The following is a 21761-nucleotide window of genomic DNA, read 5'->3' as shown; positions in this document are numbered from 1 at the left end:
TGTTTGGTATCTATTAACAGTATTAAAGTGCTATAACTTTTAAGACAACACTGGTTCTGACTGCGTCTGCTTCCGGATTGATACCTACAGTCATAAGGAAGTCTCCGGAGTACGATCTTTGGCTATCAATTGGCGATCTTGTACCAGGATAAAGGTTGATTTCTTCAATTCTGTACATTTTGTCAGGGTCAAGGCCTTTAAGCTTTATAGGAATGAAGTTTTTAGCATTATAAAGTGTAGACACATAATAATTGAAGATGATAGCAGAATCTCTTGCCTGGCTTACATAAGATATTGCAGCTACTTTGTTTTCGTAGGGATCCTGAAGACGATACTGCTGCCCATGCCATACAATATTTTTAATACCATTATATGTTTTAACAGCATTTTGACTAAATAGAAGTTCTTTTTCATCCAGCTCATTTACTTTTACATCATAGCCCAATTTACCCATCATGGCTACATCTGTTTTAAATTTAATTGGCTGCTTACCCATATCTGTAACATGGTTATCTACGGCTACCGCAGGGAAGTAGTAAGAATACTCCCATTGTATAAAAATGCGGTCAAAAGCATTAGTGTTATCACTTGGCCAGAATTCGGTGAAATATTTTAGTGCCGCATAGTCTACTCTTGTACCACCACCGGCGCAGAGCATCATTGGTATTTTCGGATATTTTTTCCTTATTCGCTCAAGTACACTGTTCAAGCCCTTTACATATTCCAGATAAAAATGATCCTGGTTTTTTAAAGTAGGAGAGTTGGCATTATAGATCAGTGAATTGCAGTCCCATTTGATAAAAGCCAAATCGGGTACCTCTTTAAAAACCTGGTTTATAGTGTTGAATACAAAATCCTGAACTTTCGGATTACTGAGATCCAGCACCAATTGATTGCGCATGTAGTATTCCTTTCTTTCAGGTTGTCTGATGATCCAATCTGGATGGTTCTCATAAAGTTCACTTTTAGGATTAACCATTTCCGGTTCCAGCCAAATACCGAATTTCACACCATTTACAGTTGCCTCTTTACCTAAAGCACTAATTCCATTGGCTAGTTTCTGCTTATTGAATTGCCAATCGCCTAAACCCGCACTGGCATTATTTCGAGGATATTTGTTACCAAACCAGCCGTCATCCAGCAAAAATACATCTACGCCTAGTTTTTTGGTATCTTGAATAAGGTGATTCAATTTCTCATCATTAAAATCAAAATAGGTAGTTTCCCAGTTATTCAACAATGTCGACCGCTCTCCGTTACCTTCGAGTAACTGGTAATTTCTTGCCCAGTTTTGCAGGTTTCTGCTGGCGAGACCTTTTCCATTTGCCGAATAGGTGTACACAAAACGGGGGGTTATAAATTCTTCTCCGGGTTTTAGCGTATAGTTTCCCGAAAAGTTATTGATTCCGGCAGTTAGCCTTAAATAATACTCATCAAAAGTTTCAAAATCCAGTCTGAAATTCCCAGTCCACTCCAGTGAACCTGCAACAACTTCTCCCAGGTCTTCCGTGGCTGGCTGATCAATAGAAATCATGAAAGAGGAAGAATTTAGTAGGTTATTCCTGGTTCCAAGCTTCGAATCAATCGTTTTTATTCCGTGCAAAAGTTGTTGTTCCTCTGAACGCATTTCGCGGCCCCAACCACTGTAATGATTTTTCAGGAAAAATTTCTTACCGCTAAGGGTAAGATTTGCTGAGGCATATTTATTTAAAACCACATTCCCTTTTTCCTTGTGTACAATTTGTGCCCATTGTTCTATTACATCCTCCTTAAAGTAAGATAAATAGTGTAAACTAACCTCAAAGTTGTATTTGGCATCTTTGAGTACAATGCTGGTCAGCTTTCTATTTTGATCTATCTGTTTTTCTTCGACCCTCGAAAATGTAAGTACTGTAGATTTGTTTCCATCGGCATGGGTTACCGTTAGGGCAGGTTCCAGCAAATTCAGAGAACCCGAGGCAATATATGCTTCGCGTTTGTTAAACAGATCATCAGAACCCGGTTTGTATTTATCCAGAGATTGAATGGTTGAATATTCAGCAGTGTTTTTGAGCTTTTTGCCAATATAGCTCAAAAGCAATGAATTGTCTTTGTCCGTTTCCAAAACAAGTACATTGTTTTTTGTCGTAATTTCAAATGTTTTCTGAGCAAAGTTACTTTGTCCTATGGTCATAAATATTAAGAAAAGTTTTAAAGATTTTTTGAATATCATTTTTTGTCTAAGTAAAACAATTTAGTCTGCATGTTTTCTATTTCTGTTAAAAGTTTAATAGAAAATGCATACCTGATTGGTCGGTTATTTTATATGTTTGTACAATGATGTGTTAATTGTGATCGTAAATTTATTTCTAAAAGGTATAAAAAAGATACAAATGACCATACAAAGAGAAAGCAGTGTTTTGTAGTTGTAATTACTTAATTATTAAGGAGATACTCTTGAATGGATTCTAATTCTGTACGGTCAGTCAAACAATCTTTTTTTGAAGCATTAGATCTTGGCTGCCAGAAAATAACAGAAAAGATGGGTGACAAAGCCATTAGTGAATGGCGGGTTGAAGATTACAATAGATTAAGTAGCCAATTAGGCAAACAAACCGGTGTGTATCTAAGTGTAAATACGCTTAAAAGGATATTTGGCCGATTGAAAACTCCCCAACGCTATTTTCCTCAAAAAGCTACCAGAGATGCATTGTCACAATTCATTGGTTACCGCGACTGGCAGGAATTTGAACTGGTTTATGCAACTTTAAAGACCGAGAATATTGCATCTAACCTTACTGAACAGGCCAATGATACGGAAGCACCTAAGGTTAATAGAAACACTAAGCTACCGCGACTTGTTGTTGCTATTTTCGCAGTATTGTTTCTGGTTATTTTAGCCTTTGTCTTCTTTTGGAAAAATACAGATGAGTCTATGCAGGTAAAGCTGGTGTGCGAAAATCCTTTCGGTAGCGTACCGCATACTGCAGTATTTAAATTGGAATCAAAAGTTCCCTTTGATCAAAATGAAGAATATCAGGTAGATTTTATGGATGAAGCCTTGGTGTCTTCCATTAAGGGTAAAAACAAGACCACAAAATTCTTTAGAAACCCAGGTGTAGTATACGCAACCTTGCTATATCACAATAAGCCAATAGATACCACTTCGGCCTATATGCAAACCAAAGGCTGGGTAGCCAATTCTGGTAACGATACCTCCAGGGCTTTTCCAATTGCAGGACTAAGATCACTGGATCCAAAGAACATTTACGTATCGCCAGAACAACTAGATTCAGCAGGACTGGATACGCATAAACCTTTCTTGGTAGGCTTTAGCAATATTAAACCTTCACGCATTAGCGGAGACAATTTTTCTTTCTCCTGTAAAGTATTTGCTGAACAAAGCAGACCCGGTACTCAATGCGTAGAGACTACCATTATCATTTTAGGCGAAAAACATAGGCATCTTTTAAAGTTAAACAGACAGAGCTGTGTCGCTTTCTCTGAATATAAATTTTCGGAAGTCAGGGTGTTGGGCGCTGAACAATTTTTGGGCGTCCTTGCTTTTAATCCTGAAAATGGTGGAGAGGTAACGATCAAAGTTGAAAATAAGCAGGCATCAGTTATATTAAATGGTAAAAAAGTGCTTAACATTAAATATCAACGGTCAATAGGTAAGGTAATGGGTATAAAAATTTTATTTAATGGCATTGGTAAAGCAGTTTCCCCGAAATTGCAGGATCTGGATACAAACGAAATTTTCTAAAAAGAACTCGGCTTTTACGTCCATTTGATTTCAAATTGGCTTTTAATTGATTAACCGTAAATACGTTACATATACATTTTTTTGCTTTTGATTTGTACAGACAAATACGCATACTTAATTTTAGCAGATTTAACTTTGCTTTATACCAAATAAACATACACATGAGATCTTTTTTTTTCAAAGCACTTATTTTATCTGTAATCTCCTTTTCTGCAAATGCACAAAAGACACCTGCCCGTGTCCTTATTATTGGGCTGGATGGTTTTAGCACCGAGGGATTTAAAACTGCAAAACATCCAAATCTGGATAAGATGATCGCTGATGGCGTACTTTCGCTAACTACCAGGCCGGTAATGCCATCCATTACACTTCCAAATTGGACCAGCCATTTGACTGGCTCAGGCCCGGAGGAACATGGAATAACCAGTAACGATTGGACAATGGAAAAGCACACACTTGCTCCAATCGCGACAGATAAGGAGGGATATTACCCTTCAATATTTAAAGTTTTGAAAGATGGGGTACCCTCATCAAAAATTGCTTACTACTATAATTGGAAAGAACTGATTAACCCCATTAATAAAAAATACCTTGATGAGGTTAGTTTTGAAGAGAATGATCGTTATCAGGAAAACTATAGCAGAGCATACGATTTTCTGGTAAAAAACAAACAGAACCCAACTCTTGTATTTTTATACAGTGTACATATCGATCATGCCGGTCACAGCTTTAAGTGGATGTCCCCAGAATATATTAAGGCTATTGAGGATGTAGATGTTGAAATTGGCACATTGCTGAACAAACTAAAAACCGCTGGAATTTATAAAGACACACACTTTCTGCTAATTACAGATCATGGCGGCATCAATCAGGGACATGGCGGTGTGTCAATGTCGGAAATGCAGGTACCTTGGGCCATTACCGGTCCACAGATCAGAAAACGTGGGCTTATTACCGAATTCAACAGCAACAAAAATACAGCGTTGGTATTGGCAAAGATTTTTGGGGGAAGCAAGCTGCCCGCTGCCTGGACAGGCGTTGTACCAAATGCGATTTTTAAGTAAGAAAATCTTCTCTATTAACCTTCCTGTCCTTCAGCCATGGTTTAGCTGTGCTTGAGGCTTGCTTTAGTATCAACTTCGACGCAGGTTCGTTCTGAAACGAAGATGCATTGAAGTTGATACGGCGTTGATATAAGTTTGATATTGCAGCACGTCTGATGCATATTGGTATCGTGTGCTATTGGCATAGGGCTACCAATGAGGCTGTGTTCCCTCAAAACAATTCTTTATTTAGAATAATTATAAATAGTAAAAAATTGTTATACCTTTGGTGCAGGTCAGCGCTCCGCTGATCTTAGTTTAGTTAGTTAATTTGATAATGTATCAAGTCCTGGTTACCCATGTTATTGGGCATGGGTAATTCAGGCGCAAACAAGTAACATGTGTCAGACAAGAGTATTAACAACCAGAGGAAAAACAGTCATCAGCTGCTGCGCTGGATGCAAAATGTATTACATATGGCACCACAACCTGGTCCTCAACTTCCCGGCAATAGGATTTACTTCCTTCAAAGAAGTTGTTGATACCATCTGTTTTGAAAGCAATTCATTGCCTTTCCCTGATGGAGAAGACCGCATTATTTTACACACCCCAAATGATGATATCAGTTTTACTTTTGATCCCCAGGAGCTAGAANWCKKWAGRGCRKCRYKTWCAGAAGCAACATATATGAATGAAGTTTATATGTTGATGGAAAGAGATACCGGACGTTAACCATGTTATTCTCTGCTTAACACCTGATTTTTCAGAAGAGACGGAACCAATCCGTATTTCTTTTTRMWWSYRAARGWGMWNTGCGACAAGTCTTCGAATCCAAGGTCAATATAAATATCAGTAGGTTTCTTTCCCTTTCTTTCTATCAAAAAGTGTGCTTCTTCCAGGCGTTTCCTAACCAGCCACCGGCTAGGAGTGTCATGGAAAATATCTTTAAAATCCCTTTTAAATGCAGATATACTTCTTCCAGTAAGGTAAGCAAACCGTTCAATGCTCACATTGAATTTATAATTTCGGTTCATAAATTCTTCGAGATCTATTTTTTCTGGATGTCCAAAATCAAAGAAAATAGGATACAACTCCGGTTGCTTTTGCAAAAGAATCAATAGAAGTTCTTCTCTTTTGATATTGGAAAATTTCTCATCTATTTTACCTTCATCATTGTAATAAGCAGAAAGTGAACTGATGAAATTGGTGATCATAGAATCCTTTTTTAAAAGGATAAAGGCATTTTCTTCCTCAGAAGTACTTATTTTGCTTTGATGTTTATCCTGGAAGGATTTCAGGAAAGCTTTGTCGAAAATCACCACTACTTTCTCAAAGTCTCCATTGTCTTTTTGCTTGTGGTACCTGGCCAGATGATTTTTTCTGACAATACAAGATTCTCCTGATTTCAGTTCATATTTTTTACTGCCGTCGTATCCTGTTATAGAACCTTTGGCTAAAAACAAAAAGAAATGCTCAGGGACAAACTGTTCGGGAGATATCTCCGGGCCGAGGTAGCAGGATTTGATTTCAGTATAGTGCATGGCCTTATCTATTATGGTTTACTAATTTACACCTTTCCACCATTCCGGAAAAACTTGTGTGGTATCGTTTAGGTTTACCATTTCACCAATAACTGGTGTAACCAGCGGCAAATGCTGAATTTTGGCCAGTTCTGTAACTTTGATAAGAGGCTCGTCCCATGAGTGCATTGCCAGGGTAAATTTAGAGGAGTGTACCGGAAAAAGTCTTTTAGCCTTTAAATTTTCTGCTGCCTGCAGCACCTGTTCTGGCAGCATATGAATGGCCTCCCAGGCTACATTATACTGTCCGTTCTCTAATATCGCAAGGTCAATTGGCCCAAACTGTTTACCAATTTCTGCAAAATGAGTATCGTAACCGCTGTCTCCGCCAATGTAAATTTTTGTGTTTGGTGTTTGCAGCACATAGGACATCCATAGTGTATTGTTTCTTGTAAATCCCCTGCCCGAAAAATGTCTTGCAGGCGTGGTGTGAACTTTAAATCCGGCATCCAGCGAAATGGTGTTATTCCAGTCACTTTCAATGATTTTATCAGCGGCATATCCCCAATGTTCGAAATGAGCACCTACACCAAGCCCGCAGATAACTGTCTTTACTTTATCTTTTAGCTTGGTAATTGTTTCGTAGTCCAGGTGATCATAGTGGTCATGACTGATCAGCAGGTAGTCAATAGGAGGCAGATCTTCAACCATATATCGGTCTGTACCTTTATAGGCTTTTACTGTCCATGGCACCGGAGATGCGCTGCCACTTAAAACAGGATCTACCAGGAACCGCTTCCCGTCTATCTGCATGAAATAAGAGGAGTGGCCAAACCAAACCAGCACGTTTGAATCGGGAGGAAGGCTGTGCAGATTGGTCTTTTTAGAAGGTATGATTGCAGTGGGACTTCTTCTTGGATGGTCGCCGAACAACTGGTCGTAAAGGATACCGCTAATGCTATAACCCGCGGTAAGGTCAGGCGTATGATGAGTATTCTGAAATTTACCATCCTTATAACGAGGCGAATTTTTTATCAGTTCCAATCGCTGGGCAGCAGGAGCCTGCCCGAATTTTGCCTGACGGATATAAAAGAAAATAGCGATGGTTAATAGCATCGCTGTGCTAAGCAGGATAATCATAATTCGTTTTATTATTTTTAAAAACCATTTCATACGGGTTGGTGATTTAGGTTTAATTAATGTGTTTACGATGCAAATTCAACCAAACTTTTAGCCGTTGCCAGTATCGCTGCTTGATTACTGCGAGGTGCCCATCCTAATAGGGTTCTGGCCTTTTCATTACTTGCATTACGGTAAATGCCCACCAGAGGAGCAATGGCTTTTGCTTGTGCATTAAAAAAGGCGGCAATGCGGATCAACCAGTTTGGGATTGTTTTGGTGGACGCGTTTGCAGCTGCCTCAGGCAGTTCATTTTTAAGGAAATCTGCTATTTCTAAAAGTGACATTGTACCGCCGCTTAAGGCCAAAAATCGTTGCCCTTTTGCCTGGGGATTGGTCATTGCCCGAATGTGAAGATCAGCAACATCACGTACGTCCACAATACCGAGGCTAATGTTGGGCAGCGCTTTCATGCTACCATCCATTACTTTTTGTAGCAGCTCAAAACCACTGGACAGGTCTTTAGTGAAGGAAGGACCAAAAATACCCATCGGATTGATCACTGACAATTCAAGACTACCACCTTCCTGTTCCATAAAATCCCAGGCTGCGCTTTCGGCCAACACTTTTGATTTGTTATAAGCAGAGAGCCCTTTTTCATTTGGGTCTGTCCAGCTTTCTTCTGTAATCAAAGTAGTCTTATCCTTATGACTATAGCCAACTGCCCCAAAATTGGACGTCATAACAACGCGCTTAACACCTGTGTCTCTTGCTGCTTTAAGTACGCGTATCGTTCCGTCAACTGCCGGGCGTATCATTTCGTCTTCATGCTTTGGCAGTTTTAAGAAAATGGGAGAAGCTACATGCAAAACGTAGTCACAATCTTTTACAGCCAGCTTCCAATTGTCATCGCTGGTGAGATCTGCTTTTACAAAAGAAAGGTTATTGAAGTTAGTGATTCCGCCTTTTTTAAGCATGTCTATCACCTTATCCTGTTTATTTAAATCGCGCAGGGTAGCTCTTACCTGATAGCCTTTATCCAATAATTGCTGGATGCAATGTACGGCGACAAAGCCTGATCCACCTGTTACCAATACTGTATGAATTGAATTTATCATTTGCTTTCAAATTGAAAGCACAAAATTGCAGATTAAAAAGCAATCTTGTTTTGTTTAAAAGTCCAACTTTACTTTGTTGAAAGGTTCAATTTATTTTATGTGTTTTTACCTCGCCAATGGTAATACCTTTTCTTATTTGTGGATTCCCTTTGTATCCAATTTCAGCATCACCAAAAGCCGTGATGTTAATTTGATCGGCAACGTTTAAATTCAACTCAGATTCACCGTAGAGTATTAGTCTGGCTACATTGCTTTCTATTCCAAGGGCCTCAACTTTGCTTTCTCCATATGCCGTTAATCTTTGCTCCGTAACATTCCCGGATTTAAGCTCCAGGTAACTTTCGCCATAAATGGTCGTCCTTAATTCATTTAACTTAACTTTATCAAAGTAAACTTTAGATTCCCCATAAATTTTTAGATTAAAATTGTCTTGTGCTATAGCGCTCTTTAAATGTGCAGATTCTTCGCCTCTAATAGAAAGGCTTTTAAGTTCTGTATAGGCTATGGTAACAGTTAAAATTTTACCCTGATAAATTGGCACTTTAGTTACAGTTCCATTATTTCTGATTTCTTCAGTTTTTGTAACTTCTTTCGCATCTTCCAGATAAATACGTAGCGTTTTACCTTTCGATTCAATGTTAACCTTTTTAACATCGGTTTTGCAGGTGTCAATTGTAACCGTTTCATGATCTGCCTGTACTAAGGCAACTTGTATATGAGGGCTTATGATAACTTTATCGAAATGCTCAACGGTAATAGGCGTTTGAGCTCGGATATTCAATATAAAAAAGGTAAATGCAATAGTTAGACAAAGATGTTTGTTCATGATTACTTGTACAATTGGATTAATACCGGGTAAAAGTCAATACAAATGCCAGTTTAAAGAATGTGACAACACGTCGCCAGAAGCAAGGATTATGAAATTTGAGATTTCAATATTGTTCAAAATCGGACAAAAGTGTTCAAATTCAAACATGGTCATTGGATCGTTACCAAACAGGAGGAGATAATCTGAATTGCTTTTGTTATTTCAGGTAACGTTAATGAAGCAAACCCAAATCGCATGGCATTATAGCTAGTTCCATTGTTATCAAATAATTTCCCATTATTCATATAAAGACCCTGCTTAGCTGCTTTAAGTGAGATTTGTTCAATAGGGTAGTTAGGATCAAATTTAATCCAGATGGCCATACCTCCATCGGGTTTTTCGTAACTGATTATACTGTTTAGGTAAGTATCTAGCATCTTTATTAAATGATCCCTTCTTTCTTTATAGATCTTATTGTTCTTTTTCAGGTATCGGGTAATATCACCGTTTTCGATAAGCGCAGCCAGGCTATCTTCCATAATATGGTCGCCTTTCAAATCAATAAGTCTTCTAATATGAATGGCATGGGCTATAAAATCTGCTGAGGCGATCATAAAACCAATTCGTATGGAAGTAGAAAGAGATTTGGAAAAGGACCCGATATAAACAACCCTATTATGATGATTTCCGGCGGCAAGAGGCAGGTAAGGAGAGGAACTGTAATGAAAATCATAATCGTAATCATCCTCTACAATTGTAAAGTTGTATTCTTCGGCTAACTCCAGAATGCGCATCCGCCGCTGCGGACTTAAAGTTACCGTAGTAGGGTGATGATGGTGAGGAATGAGGTACAGCATCCGTATGTTTAACTTCTGGCAGGTTGTAGCTATAAAATCTGTATTTATTCCATCCTGATCTACAGGAATACGAATTACCTTTGCTCCTAAATATTCAAAAACTTGGTTAGCAACAAAATAGCCCGGTTCCCCTACAATAACGTTATCGCCGGGTTTTAACAATAAGCTTGCTGCTATATAGATACTCATTTGAGCGCCATGAGTCATCATGATGTTTGATACCTGGGCTTGCAGCCCCCTGGTTTGCGCCATATGGCTCACCATTATTTCCCTTAGGTTAAGCGAGCCTGCGGCCAGTGTTGCTGAAACCCGTTTAAACGTTTGAACCTTTTTAAGACGGCTCCTGTATTCCCTGTTTAGCAGGTCCATTGGAGCTAGCCGCATGTCGGGGTGGCCATCGTCTATTATTAATTCATGTAATCTGGGGTCATTGACCGAAGTACTCGCCCCATATTGGTTTACTTTATAGAATGGGCTGGGCATCGAACTTTCGTATGCAAAACCCGCTTTCTGCTGGACCCACTGCTGGGGCCGCACTTCTGGAAGATTAGCAACCACAAAAAATCCTTTCCGTGGTATCACAGTAATCCAGCCCTGAGCACTTAATTCGTTATATGCGGCAATAATTGTTTTACGGTGAACAACAACCATTCTAGCCAGTTCACGGGTGCCTGGCAGGCAGGAACCTGACTTTACCACTCCATTTTTTATCAGCGTCAGTATTTGGTTCGCAATCTGCTGATAAGCGGATAGGCTTAGTGTTTTATCGATTATTATGAGGGTATCAAATGGCAACATCTGGACTACTTAACTTCTTATTTCTGGATGATAAAGGTAGTCCTTTAATAATATACTTTTGAATATCAATTTTATTAAACATGAACATTACCTACAAAACGAATGTGTTACCATTATTAGAAGAAATCATCAGTGTATACGACAGTTCTGGTCTCAACCGTCCTACAGCTGATAAAAACAGGATAGCAGACATGTATAAACATTCTAATCTTGTGGTTACGGCCTGGCATGATGATCAGTTAGTTGGTATTGCCCGATCATTAACAGATTTTTGTCACTGTTGCTATCTTGCTGACCTGGCCGTGAGTGCAACTTATCAAAAGTCGGGGATTGGCAGAGAATTAGTAAAACTTACCAAAGCCACAATTGGTGATAAGAGTATGCTTTTGCTACTTGCCGCGCCAACGGCTACTGAGTATTACCCAAAAATTGGTATGGATGTGGTTAACAATGGTTTTATCATTAACCGCATAAAATAGACGAAAAAAAGGCAAATGGAAAACAACATAATAGTTGGAAATTACGTGAGGTTAGAGCCTCTGGAACTTTTTCATTTAGAAGGATTAACTAAGGCTGCAGCTGGAAATGAGCAGCTATTTAAATGGACTGTTGTGCCTCAGGGAAAAAATGCAATGACCACGTATATTAAAACGGCACTTGAGCAACGTAATAATGGAACCGCGATGCCCTTTGCTCTCATCGGCAATGAAGACGGTATTATAAAAGGGTCAACACGTTTTTGGAATATTGCCTACTGGCCCTGGCCTGAACACACCTACGGATATGGAAGAATTGGACCCGATGTTTGCGAAATAGGACATACCTGGCTCACCAGATCTGCTATCAGAACGGGTATAAATGCCGAAGCCAAATTCTTGATGCTGAAATACGCTTTTGAGCACTGGAAAGTATGGCGGGTTAATTTCACTACTGATGTTCGTAATGAGCGATCAAGGGCAGCCATCGAACGATTGGGCGCTACTTTTGAAGGGATAATTCGTGCTGAACGAATGGCGGCAGATTTTACCGTAAGGGATTCTGCTCGTTTTTCTATAATCTCGGGTGAATGGGCTGAGATAAAGACTCAACTCCAAGAATATTTGTTAATGAACACTTAACATGCAATTAATCAAAGAATAATTTCCGGACTCTAGTTTTGCTGAAAAATGTAGTCAATCCATTTATATGGAATACCCTTTACTTTCAGACAAACAGCTTCTAGAAGAATGTTCTAAAGATAACATCAAGGCTTTCAATGCTTTATTTGATCGTTATTTTGGAAAGCTTTATAACTACGCCGTCGGTTATATTAACGATGAGTATTTTGCTGAAGAAGCCATGATGGATTTGATGATGTGGGTATGGGATAAAAGGCATGTACTAAAAATAGAGGGGGAGTTCCGTCACTATATATTTAGGGCAGCTAAAAATGCAACGATCAAGGCAATCCGTAAAAATGCATTTACCTGCGCCCCAATCGAAGCTATTGAAAATAATATCTCTTTTATAGCCAAATCTGCAGATCATGATCTGCAAACTACCGAGTTAGAAAAAAAATATCGGATGAATTTGGATCTATTAAGCCCTCAGCGCAAAATGGTATTTCAGATGAGCCGTGAAGACGAATTCACACACGCCGAAATTGCAAGGAGCCTTAATATTTCTATAAATACGGTAAAGAACCACATTAAGTTCTCTTTAAATCATTTTAGAAAAGAATTCAACAACTACAGTGGTACAATCTTACTTATTGCTGGGTTCAATCTCTTTTTTTAAAATCCACCACAATTTTATTTACCTCAAAATAAGCAAGTTGCAATTTTTATTCAAAATTGATTAGCCCTTGTTATCTTTTTTTGTCCCTCTATAATGGAGGGATTCTTTATTCCCCTTTAAATCAAAGATGTCAAAACAGGTAAATCAGGAATTATTAGAAAGATTTTTAATGGGCACGTGTTCCCCGGAAGAGCAGGACCTTGTAAACATTTTTCTAAAAAAACCAGAATCTGAAGAACTGCTGAATAAAATCCTTTCTGAAAAAGAGGCCAATGACTTTGCAGCGTTCTCGAACGATCAACCTGTACATCCTAAACATGGAGAATGGAAAAAGACTTTACATGAAAGAATTGGATATAAGTCGGCTCCACAGAAAAGAAAACTGCCAGGCTTTTTTCAATTACGACAAGCTGCGATCTGGATTACGATGATTCTAGCGGGGATCGGCATTTATGCAATAAGCTATTGGAACAGCGACTCTAAAAAAGATAAGCCRSKYTWWKTAGAACGCAATAATCCAAATGGTCAAAGGTCAAAAATAATTCTTTCTGATAGTAGTGTGGTATATCTTGGCGCAGGTAGCAGTCTGAAATATCCGGAAGCATTTGCTACAGACACAAGGGAGATATACTTAGATGGCGAGGCATTTTTTGAAGTAAAAAAAAATCCTAAAAGACCTTTTATGATCCATACCGGCAGCATACGGACAAAGGTACTGGGTACTTCATTCAAAATAGAAGCCTTTAAAAACCAACCTTTAATGGTAGGGGTAGCTACCGGAAAAGTAAGAGTTGACCATATAAATGGGAAGCTTTCTAAAGCCCTGGCTGTTTTAACCCCTGGTCAAAAGATGGTGCTAAATCAGGGTAAGGTTACTAATCTAATGGTTGATCTGGAAGAGGTAAGAGACCTGAAAGAGGGTCGCTTAACCTTTAATGATGCATCCTTAAATGAAATTTCTAAAGTATTGCAGAGATGGTACAACGTGAGGGTCATATTTAAGAAACAAGCTAAATCAAGAGAAAGAATGACGCTTACGTTAGATGCCAGTGTTTCAGTAGATAAGATATTAAATGTTCTGGCCGCAGCCGGTCATTTTAACTATACCATAAAAAATGAAGAAATAGTTATTCGTTAAAAATAAGATATGAAAGGACCTGGTATGTATTAAGAGTAAAAGAGCCTCCCCGTTCAAAGAACAGGGAAGCAATATTTGATGCCATTATAACCGCATGCTTTTCGACGACAAAGCGGTAAAATGATAAGAAAAAAATTAACAATTATTCCGGTTTTACCGGGCAAACCATTAATGCACAAATTTATGCAAAAAGGATTACATCCTACAATTAAGTTTATTATGAGATGTTCATGTATGCTTTTAATAGCGCAGTTTACTTTTATAGGTGTGCTGCTGGCAGGGAATGTTCACAGTCAGAATCTGGACAAGGTAATTGCCATTAAGCTGGAGCATGCCAGCGTGAAAGAAAGCCTGCTAGATATACAAACGAGAAGCGGAATCAAGTTTGTATTACCTGAGAAACTGATAAAAGGGCTTGACCAAAAGATCACCATCAACTCTGATCACGCTMYSKTMMRRTMTTWGNNATTGAAAAAGTATTGGAATCGACCGACCTTGAATATAAAATTGTTGAAGGATATGTAGTGATTGATGCCAAGCCTGTTCCACAGGAACCGGGTAAATTATCTGGTCATGTTGTTGATGATGAAGGCAAATCTTTACCTGGTGCTACAATAAGGGTTATTGAAACTGGTCAGACCGTTCAAAGTGATCCAAATGGAAATTATACGCTGGCACTTAAACCTGGAAACTATACTTTGGAAATCAGCTATATTTCTTTCCGTTCCCAGAGAATGAGCAATGTGACTGTAAAAGAAGGAAAAACTACGAATCTTGATTTTTCAATGCAGTTAGCAGACAACAAGCTGACGGAGGTTGTTGTAAGTTATGGGAAACAGAAGCGCAGAGAGATAACTGGTTCTATTGCTACCGTTGATGCATCTACCCTTCAGGACATGCCTGTAACTCAGTTTGCACAACAGCTGCAAGGGAAGGTTGCCGGCGTACAGATTGCTCAAACAAGTGGACAGCCTGGACGTGGTATCGGTTTTATCATTCGTGGGGCTGCTTCTTTTTATTCAAGTAATCAACCGCTCTTTGTGATAGATGGCACTCCAATTACCGGTAGTATTAATAATATCAATCCGGCAGAAATAGAAAGCTATAGTTTTCTTAAAGATGCATCGGCAACAGCACTATATGGTTCCAGAGCAGCCAATGGAGTTGTACTTATCACCACCAAACATGCAAAACCAGGAGAGTCAAAAATTGAGTTTTCCAGCTATTATGGTCTACAGAAGATCCCTACTGGCAAACTGCCAAAGATGATGAACGCAAGAGAATTTGCCACCTTTATGAAGGAACGTGCTGAAGATGGATTGAAATATGAGCCGGGTTACACCGTTTCTCCTGATTATCATGCAGCATACGACAATCCTGATCAGTATGGCGAAGGAACAAACTGGTTTAAACTTTTGAGCAGAACAGCTCCGATCCATAGTTATGATTTAACCATTCAATCTGCCAAGGAACATTCTTCTTCCACTGTAATTGCGGGATATCAGGAACAGCAGGGAGTATTGATCAATACAGGAACTAAACTATTCTCTTTACGTTTTAATCAGGATTTCACTTCAGAAAATAATAAACTTAAACTAGGTTTTAACCTGGCACCAAGTTACAGGATAGATCATAACAACAGGTTAAACAGTGATGGTGTTGGTGGGTATTTTGAAAGATTTTTTGAAGCAAGTCCGCTTTCAGAACCCTATCTTGAGGATGGCAGTTATAATCGTAATGTAGCCTCTCCAGGAATGGTGGCCTATATTAATCCTTTAGCAACTTATGAACTTACTAACGACGATTTTAAAACTACGCGCATACTGGGTAATGCTTACCTTAATTATGAATTCTTACCGGGGTTAAGTATAAAAACTAATTTAGCCGGTGATAAAGGTGCAGAAACGCGTAAATATTTCCAATCTGGATTGGTTACGGGCACACAGGGACAAACTACCGGCACGAGCTCCTCAATTGATAATGGCTCATGGACAGCAGAAGGAAACCTGGTTTACAACAAAACCTTTTTAAAGGACCATAAGATTGAGGCTCTGGTAGGTTATTCTGCTCAGGAATTTAGTACTTACAGCAACACTTTAACAGGTTTGGGTTTTGCCAGCGATGACATTGAGTATCTTAATGCGGCTACCAGCATTACTGGTAGTAGTGGGGCCGGTTCTTATTCAATGCTTTCTACAATTGGACGCTTAAACTACAACTATAAAGGAAGATATCTTTTTTCTGCAGCTTTCAGACGTGATGGTTCTTCCAAATTCGGGATCAACAAACAATGGGGGAGTTTCCCTTCTGTATCTGCAGGATGGATAGTGAGCGATGAACCATTTATGAAAAATGTAACTGCCATTGATTTTCTGAAACTGAGGACCAGTTACGGGATTACCGGAAATAACTTTTTTGCGGGAAACTATGATTCCCAGGCTACCATAGGAACGTATTATTACAATTTCAATAATGTGATTACACAGGGGCAAACCATCAATCGTTTGCCAAATAAGGAGTTAAGGTGGGAACGTAACAAGCAATTTGATGTAGGACTGGAATTAGGTGTACTGGATAACCGCATCAGCTTTACTTATGATTATTACCGTAAATTAACTGACGGGCTGATCCAGCAACGGGACATCCCGAATTCATCGGGTTTTAGTAAAATTATTTATAATGTAGGTGAGCTTAAGATGTGGGGTCATGAATTCTCAATAAGTTCGAAAAATCTTACGGGTGATTTCAAATGGAATACGAATCTGAACCTATCGTTTGACAGAAACCTGATCACTAATTTGGTTGACCCAGGTTACATCCGCAGAAACGTGACTACGAGTTCAGATTATTTCCGTCAGCAGGTAGGTCATCATCTTGGCGAGTTTTATGGTTTCGTTTTCGAAGGTCTGTATAAGGATGCTGCAGATTTAGCCAATTCCGCAAAATATTTAAGCACGCCTTCTAAACCAAATGGCAATTCAGATATTGGCACCATTAAGGTTAAAGACATCAATGGTGATGGAGTAATTGATGATGTGAACGACCGTACTTTTATAGGAGATCCGACGCCAACATTTACCGGTGGCCTGGTTAATAGTTTTAAGTATAAAAACTTTGACTTGAATATTGATATGACGTTTTCTGTTGGAGGTAAGATTTTAAATGCTGCCAAATGGGCTTATCAGACCAATATGGATGGATCCAGGATATTGCTTGCTTCGGCAGCCGACCGCTGGCGTTCAGAGGAGAACCCGGGATCTGGAGTTTATCCACGCACAAAATCTGGTACAACTGCAATGGGTAGACAAGTGAATACACAATGGATAGAAAACGGATCTTATCTAACAGCCAAAAATATATCACTGGGCTATACTGTGCCTTTAAAAAATCTGATGCTTAGAAACTTAAGGGTATTTGCATCGGTTCAGCAAGCTTTCATATTGACTGGATATTCAGGCATGAATCCAGAAGTAAATGTGGGTGGTTCTGATCCTACACTTGGGGTTGGTGTGGATGAAAATGCATATCCAATACCAAGAACTTTCTCCTTCGGAATCTCAACTACATTTAAGTAACCATTAATCCTGAAAAAATGAAAAAGATATATATATTAATTGCCCTGTTTTGTTTAACGATATCCTGTAAGAAAGATTTTATCAGGCTATCACCAGAAGATTCTTATACAGATGGTGTATTTTACAAAACAGAGCAACAATTCAGATCAGCTGTTGTTGCTGCTTATGCTCCACTCAGAGATGTTTTAGTGAATGACTATTTCACTTCAGAGATGCACTCTGATAATACCATTTATCAACCAATTCCAGGTAATAGGGGTACCTCAATTGTAGAACGGGAAAACATTTCGGATTTTACCAATACCTCTACCAACGCTTATGTTGCCGCCACCTGGCAGCATAGTTACACGAGCATTTCGCGTTGTAATATTGTTATAGAAAGACTTAAAGGATCAGATTTAACTGACGTGGTAAAAGCTAGTCTAGACGGACAGGCTAAGTTCTTAAGGGCTTTGAATTATTTTAAACTTGTTCGTTTATATGGTGGGGTTCCGCTATTCCTTGAAGAAGTAACTACTGCTGATGAAGCATTCAAAGCTCGTTCTACAGAAGCAGAGGTTTACGCCCAGATTATTGCTGATGCAAAAGATGCAGTGAGTGAACTTCCTAACCCTGGTAAATTCCCTCAAACAGGCGAGGCTACCAAAGGTGCTGCTGCCATGCTATTGGCAGAAGTTTATGCAGTACAAAAAAAATGGGGAGATGCTGAAACACTATTAAAGGATCTGCTTGCAATGGGATATGATTTGAACCCAAATTATGAAGATACTTTTAAGCCTGTTAATAAAAATGGTAAGGAATCAATTTTTGAGATCCAATTCCTTGGGGGTTCGCTAACAGGGGCGACACCTAATGTCCTTCCTATTCATTTCTTGCCTAGAAGTAAGGACACAAAATTGTTGACCGGCATTTCCATTGATAATACAGGGGCAGGAGGCTGGAATACGCCAAGTGATAATCTGATCAAAGACTTTGAACCTGGCGACAAACGTCTGGATGCCTCAATTGGCATTGCTGAAGGAACTTATGATGCCAGCAGCTATTTCCGCTATTCGGCTGTTAAAAGCGTAGTTAATTATGTTCCTGAATCAGGAAAAGTGGGTATTCCGTACATCAAAAAATATTTGCATTCACCACTTGAGGCGACAACTGGTTCTAGTGATAATTTCCCGATCTATCGCTTTTCAGACGCTTTATTGTTACTAGCTGAAGTCTTGAACGAACAAGGTAAGTCTTCTGAGGCCCTGGCTCCATTGAACAGGGTAAGAAAAAGAGCAGGATTAGTTGATTTTACAAATACAGATGCGGTACAGCTTAGGGAGACTATTTTTCATGAAAGAAGGGTTGAGCTGGCCTTTGAAAACCATAGGTGGACAGATTTACTGAGAACTGGCAAGGCTTTAACAGTAATTAATGCTTTTGGGGTGAAGATCAGACAGGAGCTTCCTTTCCTTTCTTCTGATGCATATGCGATTGACAACCATCAGTTGCTGTTCCCTATACCTCAAAATGAAGTAGGGTTAAATCCTAAAATTGTTCAGAATCCAGGTTATTTTTAATACCGCTCATACTAAATTTTATCATGATAATATTTCAAAAAGATATTTTAAAAAGGGGTTTCTGTTTCTTCTTAATCGGACAAATGGTTTTGACCACCAGCGCTGTCAGTATAGCTGGCAAACAAAATCAAACTGCTGAAAGCGAAGATGAGTTTTCAATTGCAGTAATTCCTGATACCCAATATTACACTTCAGAGAAAAATGGAGGTAAAAAGGAAATGTTCTCTGCACAAACTAAATGGATAGTCGAAAATGCAGCAAAGGAGAATATTAAATATGTAATCCATTTAGGTGATATCTCTGATGATGGAGAGCGGTTTCCGCAGCAGTGGATAAATGCTTCAGAATCCATGTATATTCTGGAAAAACCTCTGCAAGGCTATCCGCAAGGCATTCCTTACGGTATGGCTGTAGGGAATCATGATCAGACAAAAAGCCAGTATCCTTTAACTGGCAAAACAGATCAGTACAACAAGTATTTTGGCGTATCTCATTTTAAGGATAAAAAATGGTATGGTGGTCATTATCAAGACAACAACGATAGCCATTTCGATCTCTTTGAGGGCGGAGGAGTGAAATTTATCAGCATCTTTCTGGAATATGACTCCTATGGAGAGGATATTGAAGGGATGAACAAATGGGCGGCCGGGATACTTGAGAAATACAGCGACCGCAGGGCCATTCTGGTTAGTCACTCCATAATTCATTTTAATAAAACAAGGGGGACTAATGAAAAAGGTTTTCCGAAATTTTCAAAACAGGCCCAGCGTGTGTTTGATCGTTTAAAAAGTTATCCAAATGTAATGATGACCTTGTCAGGGCATGTGGGTGATAATGGTGAAGGTTATCGCCAGGATGGTTATGCAGGAAACATCATTAAATCGTTTTTATCTGATTATCAAAGTCGCTCGGATGGGGGGCACGGATTGATGCGTTTAATGAAATTTTCAAAATCAAAAGATTTGATTAGTGTGCGCACTTTTTCACCTTATACAGGTGAAGAAGAAAAAGATGCAGATAGTGAGTTCACCTTACCATGGTTGCACCACAATAGTATAGCCCGTTATCAGGATTACGATAACGATCAAACTACTGACATTGCATTCTTTTCCAATGGGATTTGGAAAATTGCCGGACAAAAAGATGTAAAATTCGGAAACGAAGGAGACATTGCTGTTCCGGCAGATTATAACGGTGATGGAAAAACTGATCTGGCAGTGTTCCGACCATCAGAAGGTAAATTTTATTTGGAGGGCGGAAAGGTAATAAACCTTGGACAGAAGGGTGATATTCCGGTATGCGGAGATTATGATGGAGATGGCTTTGCAGATTTTGCAGTTTATCGCCCATCTAGGCTTACTTGGTATTTTGACGGTCTTGACAGTATCGTTTTTGGCCATAAAAATGGGATTCCTGTTCCAGCAGATTATGACGGAGACGGAATGCTGGATGTCGGCATATTCCGCACAGACAATTCTTTATGGCAAACAAGCCTCGGTAACATCCCATTGCAGGTAAAGCATATCCCAGGTGATATTCCTGTTCCCGGTGATTATGACGGTGATGGGAGGGCTGAAATGGCTGTGTTTCGTCCTTCTACCGGAGAGTGGATCATTGATCGTAATCAGTCTATAAAATTGGGTAAAGCAGGAGATCTTCCGGCACCAGGCAATTACTTTAAAGACGGTAAAACTTATCCGGCAGTCTACAGGGATGGTAAAATTTATCTTCAAAATAATCACACTATTGAGGCAAATCAGGGCAAAGCAACAGCGTTAACAATCCTTAGGGGATATGTAAAATAAATGATGTCGAAATTTAACCTAAAAATAATACTAAAAGCGACTTCCTTTTCAAGTATAACGCTAATATTGAATGAGTTAAAGTTTAACCAAACCATTACATGAAAAGAAATTTAATTATAATCCTATTTTGTTTAACCGGCTTTAAAGTTTTAGGGCAAAATCCGGTTCAGCCATTTTTATTTTCGGTAAATACGCTTACTGGCGGGAAACCGTACTGGAATCTGCATTATTCAGGCAGTTATGGTGAGCATACCATTGGCCAGTTTGGTTATGACGGGTTGGGCCAGCAATTTGGTGTTAAGGGGTATTTAGGAAATCGATTTACTTTATATGCAACCGCCGCAATTGGATTTGCGCGCGGCGGCGGGATTACTTCTTCGCAGCAGGCAGAAGTAATACGTGACCTAATTGGAGGCAAGGCCCCAGAGGGATTCAGGATGGGAGCCGGATTGGGATTAAGCCGTGATTGGTCTAACGTAAAATCTGCAATCAGCAGAATCACAATGTCATTTGAACAAAGTAAATGGCGGGCAATTGGGAACCTACGCTTTGAGAAGGCGTTTGAGAGTAGCAGAGATAAACTCGATTTTATCAGCAGTCTGGGTTTTCAGCATCGTATTTCCGAAACTTGTTTTTTAGGATTTGAAGCCATAGGTCAGGACCTGGAAGGTTTTTGGGAAAAAGATGAGGCGGAAGGAGGTGCAAAATTGATGATTGGTCCGGCTTTAAATTTTGTTCCTGCACATTCAAAATTATCCTTTTCTGTTTCTGGAGGGCCAGTATTTTATGCAACAAGAAGTAATGTTATTCCCTCAGAAGCCATTAGAGAAATAGGAACAAGTACTTCTGGAAATGGGTATACGCTAAGAGCACTAATTAATTTTAATCTATACAAATAAA

At 39.2% G+C, this 21761-nt stretch carries 17 protein-coding genes; 11 read left to right on the top strand and 6 right to left on the bottom strand.

Annotated elements, in window-relative coordinates; genetic code table 11:
- Nucleotides 1-22 precede the first annotated feature (22 nt).
- Entirely contained in the window at nucleotides 23-2173 is a 2151-nt protein-coding gene (locus N824_RS12785; RefSeq protein WP_048905766.1) for an alpha-galactosidase, read from the bottom strand.
- A 267-nt stretch (nucleotides 2174-2440) separates the two neighbouring features.
- Here N824_RS12785 and N824_RS12780 point away from each other — a divergent pair, with 267 nt between their 5' ends.
- The 3 genes from N824_RS12780 (at nucleotide 2441) to N824_RS34240 (ending at nucleotide 5520) form a co-directional block, all read left to right on the top strand.
- Nucleotides 2441-3745: a hypothetical protein gene (locus tag N824_RS12780; RefSeq protein ID WP_048905539.1), complete on the top strand. Its 1305-nt coding sequence runs from the start codon at nucleotides 2441-2443 to the stop codon at nucleotides 3743-3745.
- A gap of 161 nt (nucleotides 3746-3906) precedes the next feature.
- Nucleotides 3907-4809: an alkaline phosphatase family protein gene (locus N824_RS12775; RefSeq protein ID WP_048905538.1), complete on the top strand. Its 903-nt coding sequence runs from the start codon at nucleotides 3907-3909 to the stop codon at nucleotides 4807-4809.
- Between the two features lie 378 nt (nucleotides 4810-5187).
- Complete coding sequence (locus N824_RS34240; RefSeq protein ID WP_235207109.1) at nucleotides 5188-5520, top strand: DUF6686 family protein; 333 nt, start codon at nucleotides 5188-5190, stop codon at nucleotides 5518-5520.
- 5 nt (nucleotides 5521-5525) lie between these two features.
- Here the strand turns inward: N824_RS34240 and N824_RS12765 are convergent, their stop codons facing one another.
- The 5 genes from N824_RS12765 to N824_RS12745 all read right to left on the bottom strand — a co-directional run bounded on the left by N824_RS12765 (nucleotide 5526) and on the right by N824_RS12745 (nucleotide 11008).
- Nucleotides 5526-6329 (bottom strand): AraC family transcriptional regulator, encoded by an 804-nt coding sequence (locus tag N824_RS12765; RefSeq protein WP_048905537.1) that lies wholly within the window; start codon nucleotides 6327-6329, stop codon nucleotides 5526-5528.
- Nucleotides 6330-6350: 21 nt separating this feature from the next.
- The gene (locus tag N824_RS12760; RefSeq protein ID WP_048905536.1) at nucleotides 6351-7481 is read right to left on the bottom strand and encodes an MBL fold metallo-hydrolase; all 1131 of its coding nucleotides are present in this window, start codon (nucleotides 7479-7481) and stop codon (nucleotides 6351-6353) included.
- Between the two features lie 32 nt (nucleotides 7482-7513).
- Nucleotides 7514-8545 (bottom strand): aldehyde reductase, encoded by a 1032-nt coding sequence (locus N824_RS12755; protein WP_200869873.1) that lies wholly within the window; start codon nucleotides 8543-8545, stop codon nucleotides 7514-7516.
- A gap of 85 nt (nucleotides 8546-8630) precedes the next feature.
- Nucleotides 8631-9371 carry a GIN domain-containing protein gene (locus tag N824_RS12750; RefSeq protein WP_048905535.1) on the bottom strand — a complete coding sequence of 247 codons (741 nt, stop codon included), beginning with the start codon at nucleotides 9369-9371 and terminating at the stop codon, nucleotides 8631-8633.
- A gap of 152 nt (nucleotides 9372-9523) precedes the next feature.
- The gene (locus N824_RS12745; protein ID WP_048905534.1) at nucleotides 9524-11008 is read right to left on the bottom strand and encodes a PLP-dependent aminotransferase family protein; all 1485 of its coding nucleotides are present in this window, start codon (nucleotides 11006-11008) and stop codon (nucleotides 9524-9526) included.
- An 80-nt stretch (nucleotides 11009-11088) separates the two neighbouring features.
- Here N824_RS12745 and N824_RS12740 point away from each other — a divergent pair, with 80 nt between their 5' ends.
- The 8 genes from N824_RS12740 to N824_RS12700 all read left to right on the top strand — a co-directional run bounded on the left by N824_RS12740 (nucleotide 11089) and on the right by N824_RS12700 (nucleotide 21760).
- On the top strand, nucleotides 11089-11487 hold the full coding sequence (locus tag N824_RS12740) for a GNAT family N-acetyltransferase (protein ID WP_048905533.1): 399 nt from the start codon (nucleotides 11089-11091) through the stop codon (nucleotides 11485-11487).
- A 15-nt stretch (nucleotides 11488-11502) separates the two neighbouring features.
- Entirely contained in the window at nucleotides 11503-12126 is a 624-nt protein-coding gene (locus N824_RS12735; protein ID WP_048905532.1) for a GNAT family N-acetyltransferase, read from the top strand.
- Nucleotides 12127-12193: 67 nt separating this feature from the next.
- The gene (locus tag N824_RS12730) at nucleotides 12194-12784 is read left to right on the top strand and encodes an RNA polymerase sigma-70 factor (RefSeq protein ID WP_048905531.1); all 591 of its coding nucleotides are present in this window, start codon (nucleotides 12194-12196) and stop codon (nucleotides 12782-12784) included.
- Nucleotides 12785-12911: 127 nt separating this feature from the next.
- Nucleotides 12912-13922 carry a FecR family protein gene (locus N824_RS12725; RefSeq protein ID WP_048905530.1) on the top strand — a complete coding sequence of 337 codons (1011 nt, stop codon included), beginning with the start codon at nucleotides 12912-12914 and terminating at the stop codon, nucleotides 13920-13922.
- A gap of 479 nt (nucleotides 13923-14401) precedes the next feature.
- On the top strand, nucleotides 14402-17497 hold the full coding sequence (locus N824_RS12715) for a TonB-dependent receptor (RefSeq protein ID WP_052334127.1): 3096 nt from the start codon (nucleotides 14402-14404) through the stop codon (nucleotides 17495-17497).
- A gap of 17 nt (nucleotides 17498-17514) precedes the next feature.
- Nucleotides 17515-19056, top strand: a complete 1542-nt coding sequence (locus N824_RS12710; RefSeq protein WP_048905528.1) for a RagB/SusD family nutrient uptake outer membrane protein — start codon at nucleotides 17515-17517, stop codon at nucleotides 19054-19056.
- A 23-nt stretch (nucleotides 19057-19079) separates the two neighbouring features.
- Nucleotides 19080-20861 (top strand): metallophosphoesterase, encoded by a 1782-nt coding sequence (locus tag N824_RS12705; RefSeq protein WP_048905527.1) that lies wholly within the window; start codon nucleotides 19080-19082, stop codon nucleotides 20859-20861.
- 98 nt (nucleotides 20862-20959) lie between these two features.
- On the top strand, nucleotides 20960-21760 hold the full coding sequence (locus tag N824_RS12700) for a hypothetical protein (protein ID WP_052334126.1): 801 nt from the start codon (nucleotides 20960-20962) through the stop codon (nucleotides 21758-21760).
- Nucleotide 21761 lies beyond the last annotated feature (1 nt).

The sequence above is a fragment of the Pedobacter sp. V48 genome (genome assembly GCF_000523515.1).
Taxonomy (GTDB): domain Bacteria; phylum Bacteroidota; class Bacteroidia; order Sphingobacteriales; family Sphingobacteriaceae; genus Pedobacter.
The sequence above is the reverse complement of the archived record's forward strand: the minus strand, read 5'-3'. Positions and strand labels throughout refer to the sequence as shown.

Coding starts and splice junctions, on each gene's coding strand:
- N824_RS12785 (WP_048905766.1), bottom strand. CDS start 2,173: ATGACCATAGGACAAAGTAACTTTGCTCAGAAAACATTTGAAATTACG.
- N824_RS12780 (WP_048905539.1), top strand. CDS start 2,441: ATGGATTCTAATTCTGTACGGTCAGTCAAACAATCTTTTTTTGAAGCA.
- N824_RS12775 (WP_048905538.1), top strand. CDS start 3,907: ATGAGATCTTTTTTTTTCAAAGCACTTATTTTATCTGTAATCTCCTTT.
- N824_RS12760 (WP_048905536.1), bottom strand. CDS start 7,481: ATGAAATGGTTTTTAAAAATAATAAAACGAATTATGATTATCCTGCTT.
- N824_RS12755 (WP_200869873.1), bottom strand. CDS start 8,545: ATGATAAATTCAATTCATACAGTATTGGTAACAGGTGGATCAGGCTTT.
- N824_RS12750 (WP_048905535.1), bottom strand. CDS start 9,371: ATGAACAAACATCTTTGTCTAACTATTGCATTTACCTTTTTTATATTG.
- N824_RS12745 (WP_048905534.1), bottom strand. CDS start 11,008: ATGTTGCCATTTGATACCCTCATAATAATCGATAAAACACTAAGCCTA.
- N824_RS12740 (WP_048905533.1), top strand. CDS start 11,089: ATGAACATTACCTACAAAACGAATGTGTTACCATTATTAGAAGAAATC.
- N824_RS12735 (WP_048905532.1), top strand. CDS start 11,503: ATGGAAAACAACATAATAGTTGGAAATTACGTGAGGTTAGAGCCTCTG.
- N824_RS12730 (WP_048905531.1), top strand. CDS start 12,194: ATGGAATACCCTTTACTTTCAGACAAACAGCTTCTAGAAGAATGTTCT.
- N824_RS12710 (WP_048905528.1), top strand. CDS start 17,515: ATGAAAAAGATATATATATTAATTGCCCTGTTTTGTTTAACGATATCC.
- N824_RS12705 (WP_048905527.1), top strand. CDS start 19,080: ATGATAATATTTCAAAAAGATATTTTAAAAAGGGGTTTCTGTTTCTTC.
- N824_RS12700 (WP_052334126.1), top strand. CDS start 20,960: ATGAAAAGAAATTTAATTATAATCCTATTTTGTTTAACCGGCTTTAAA.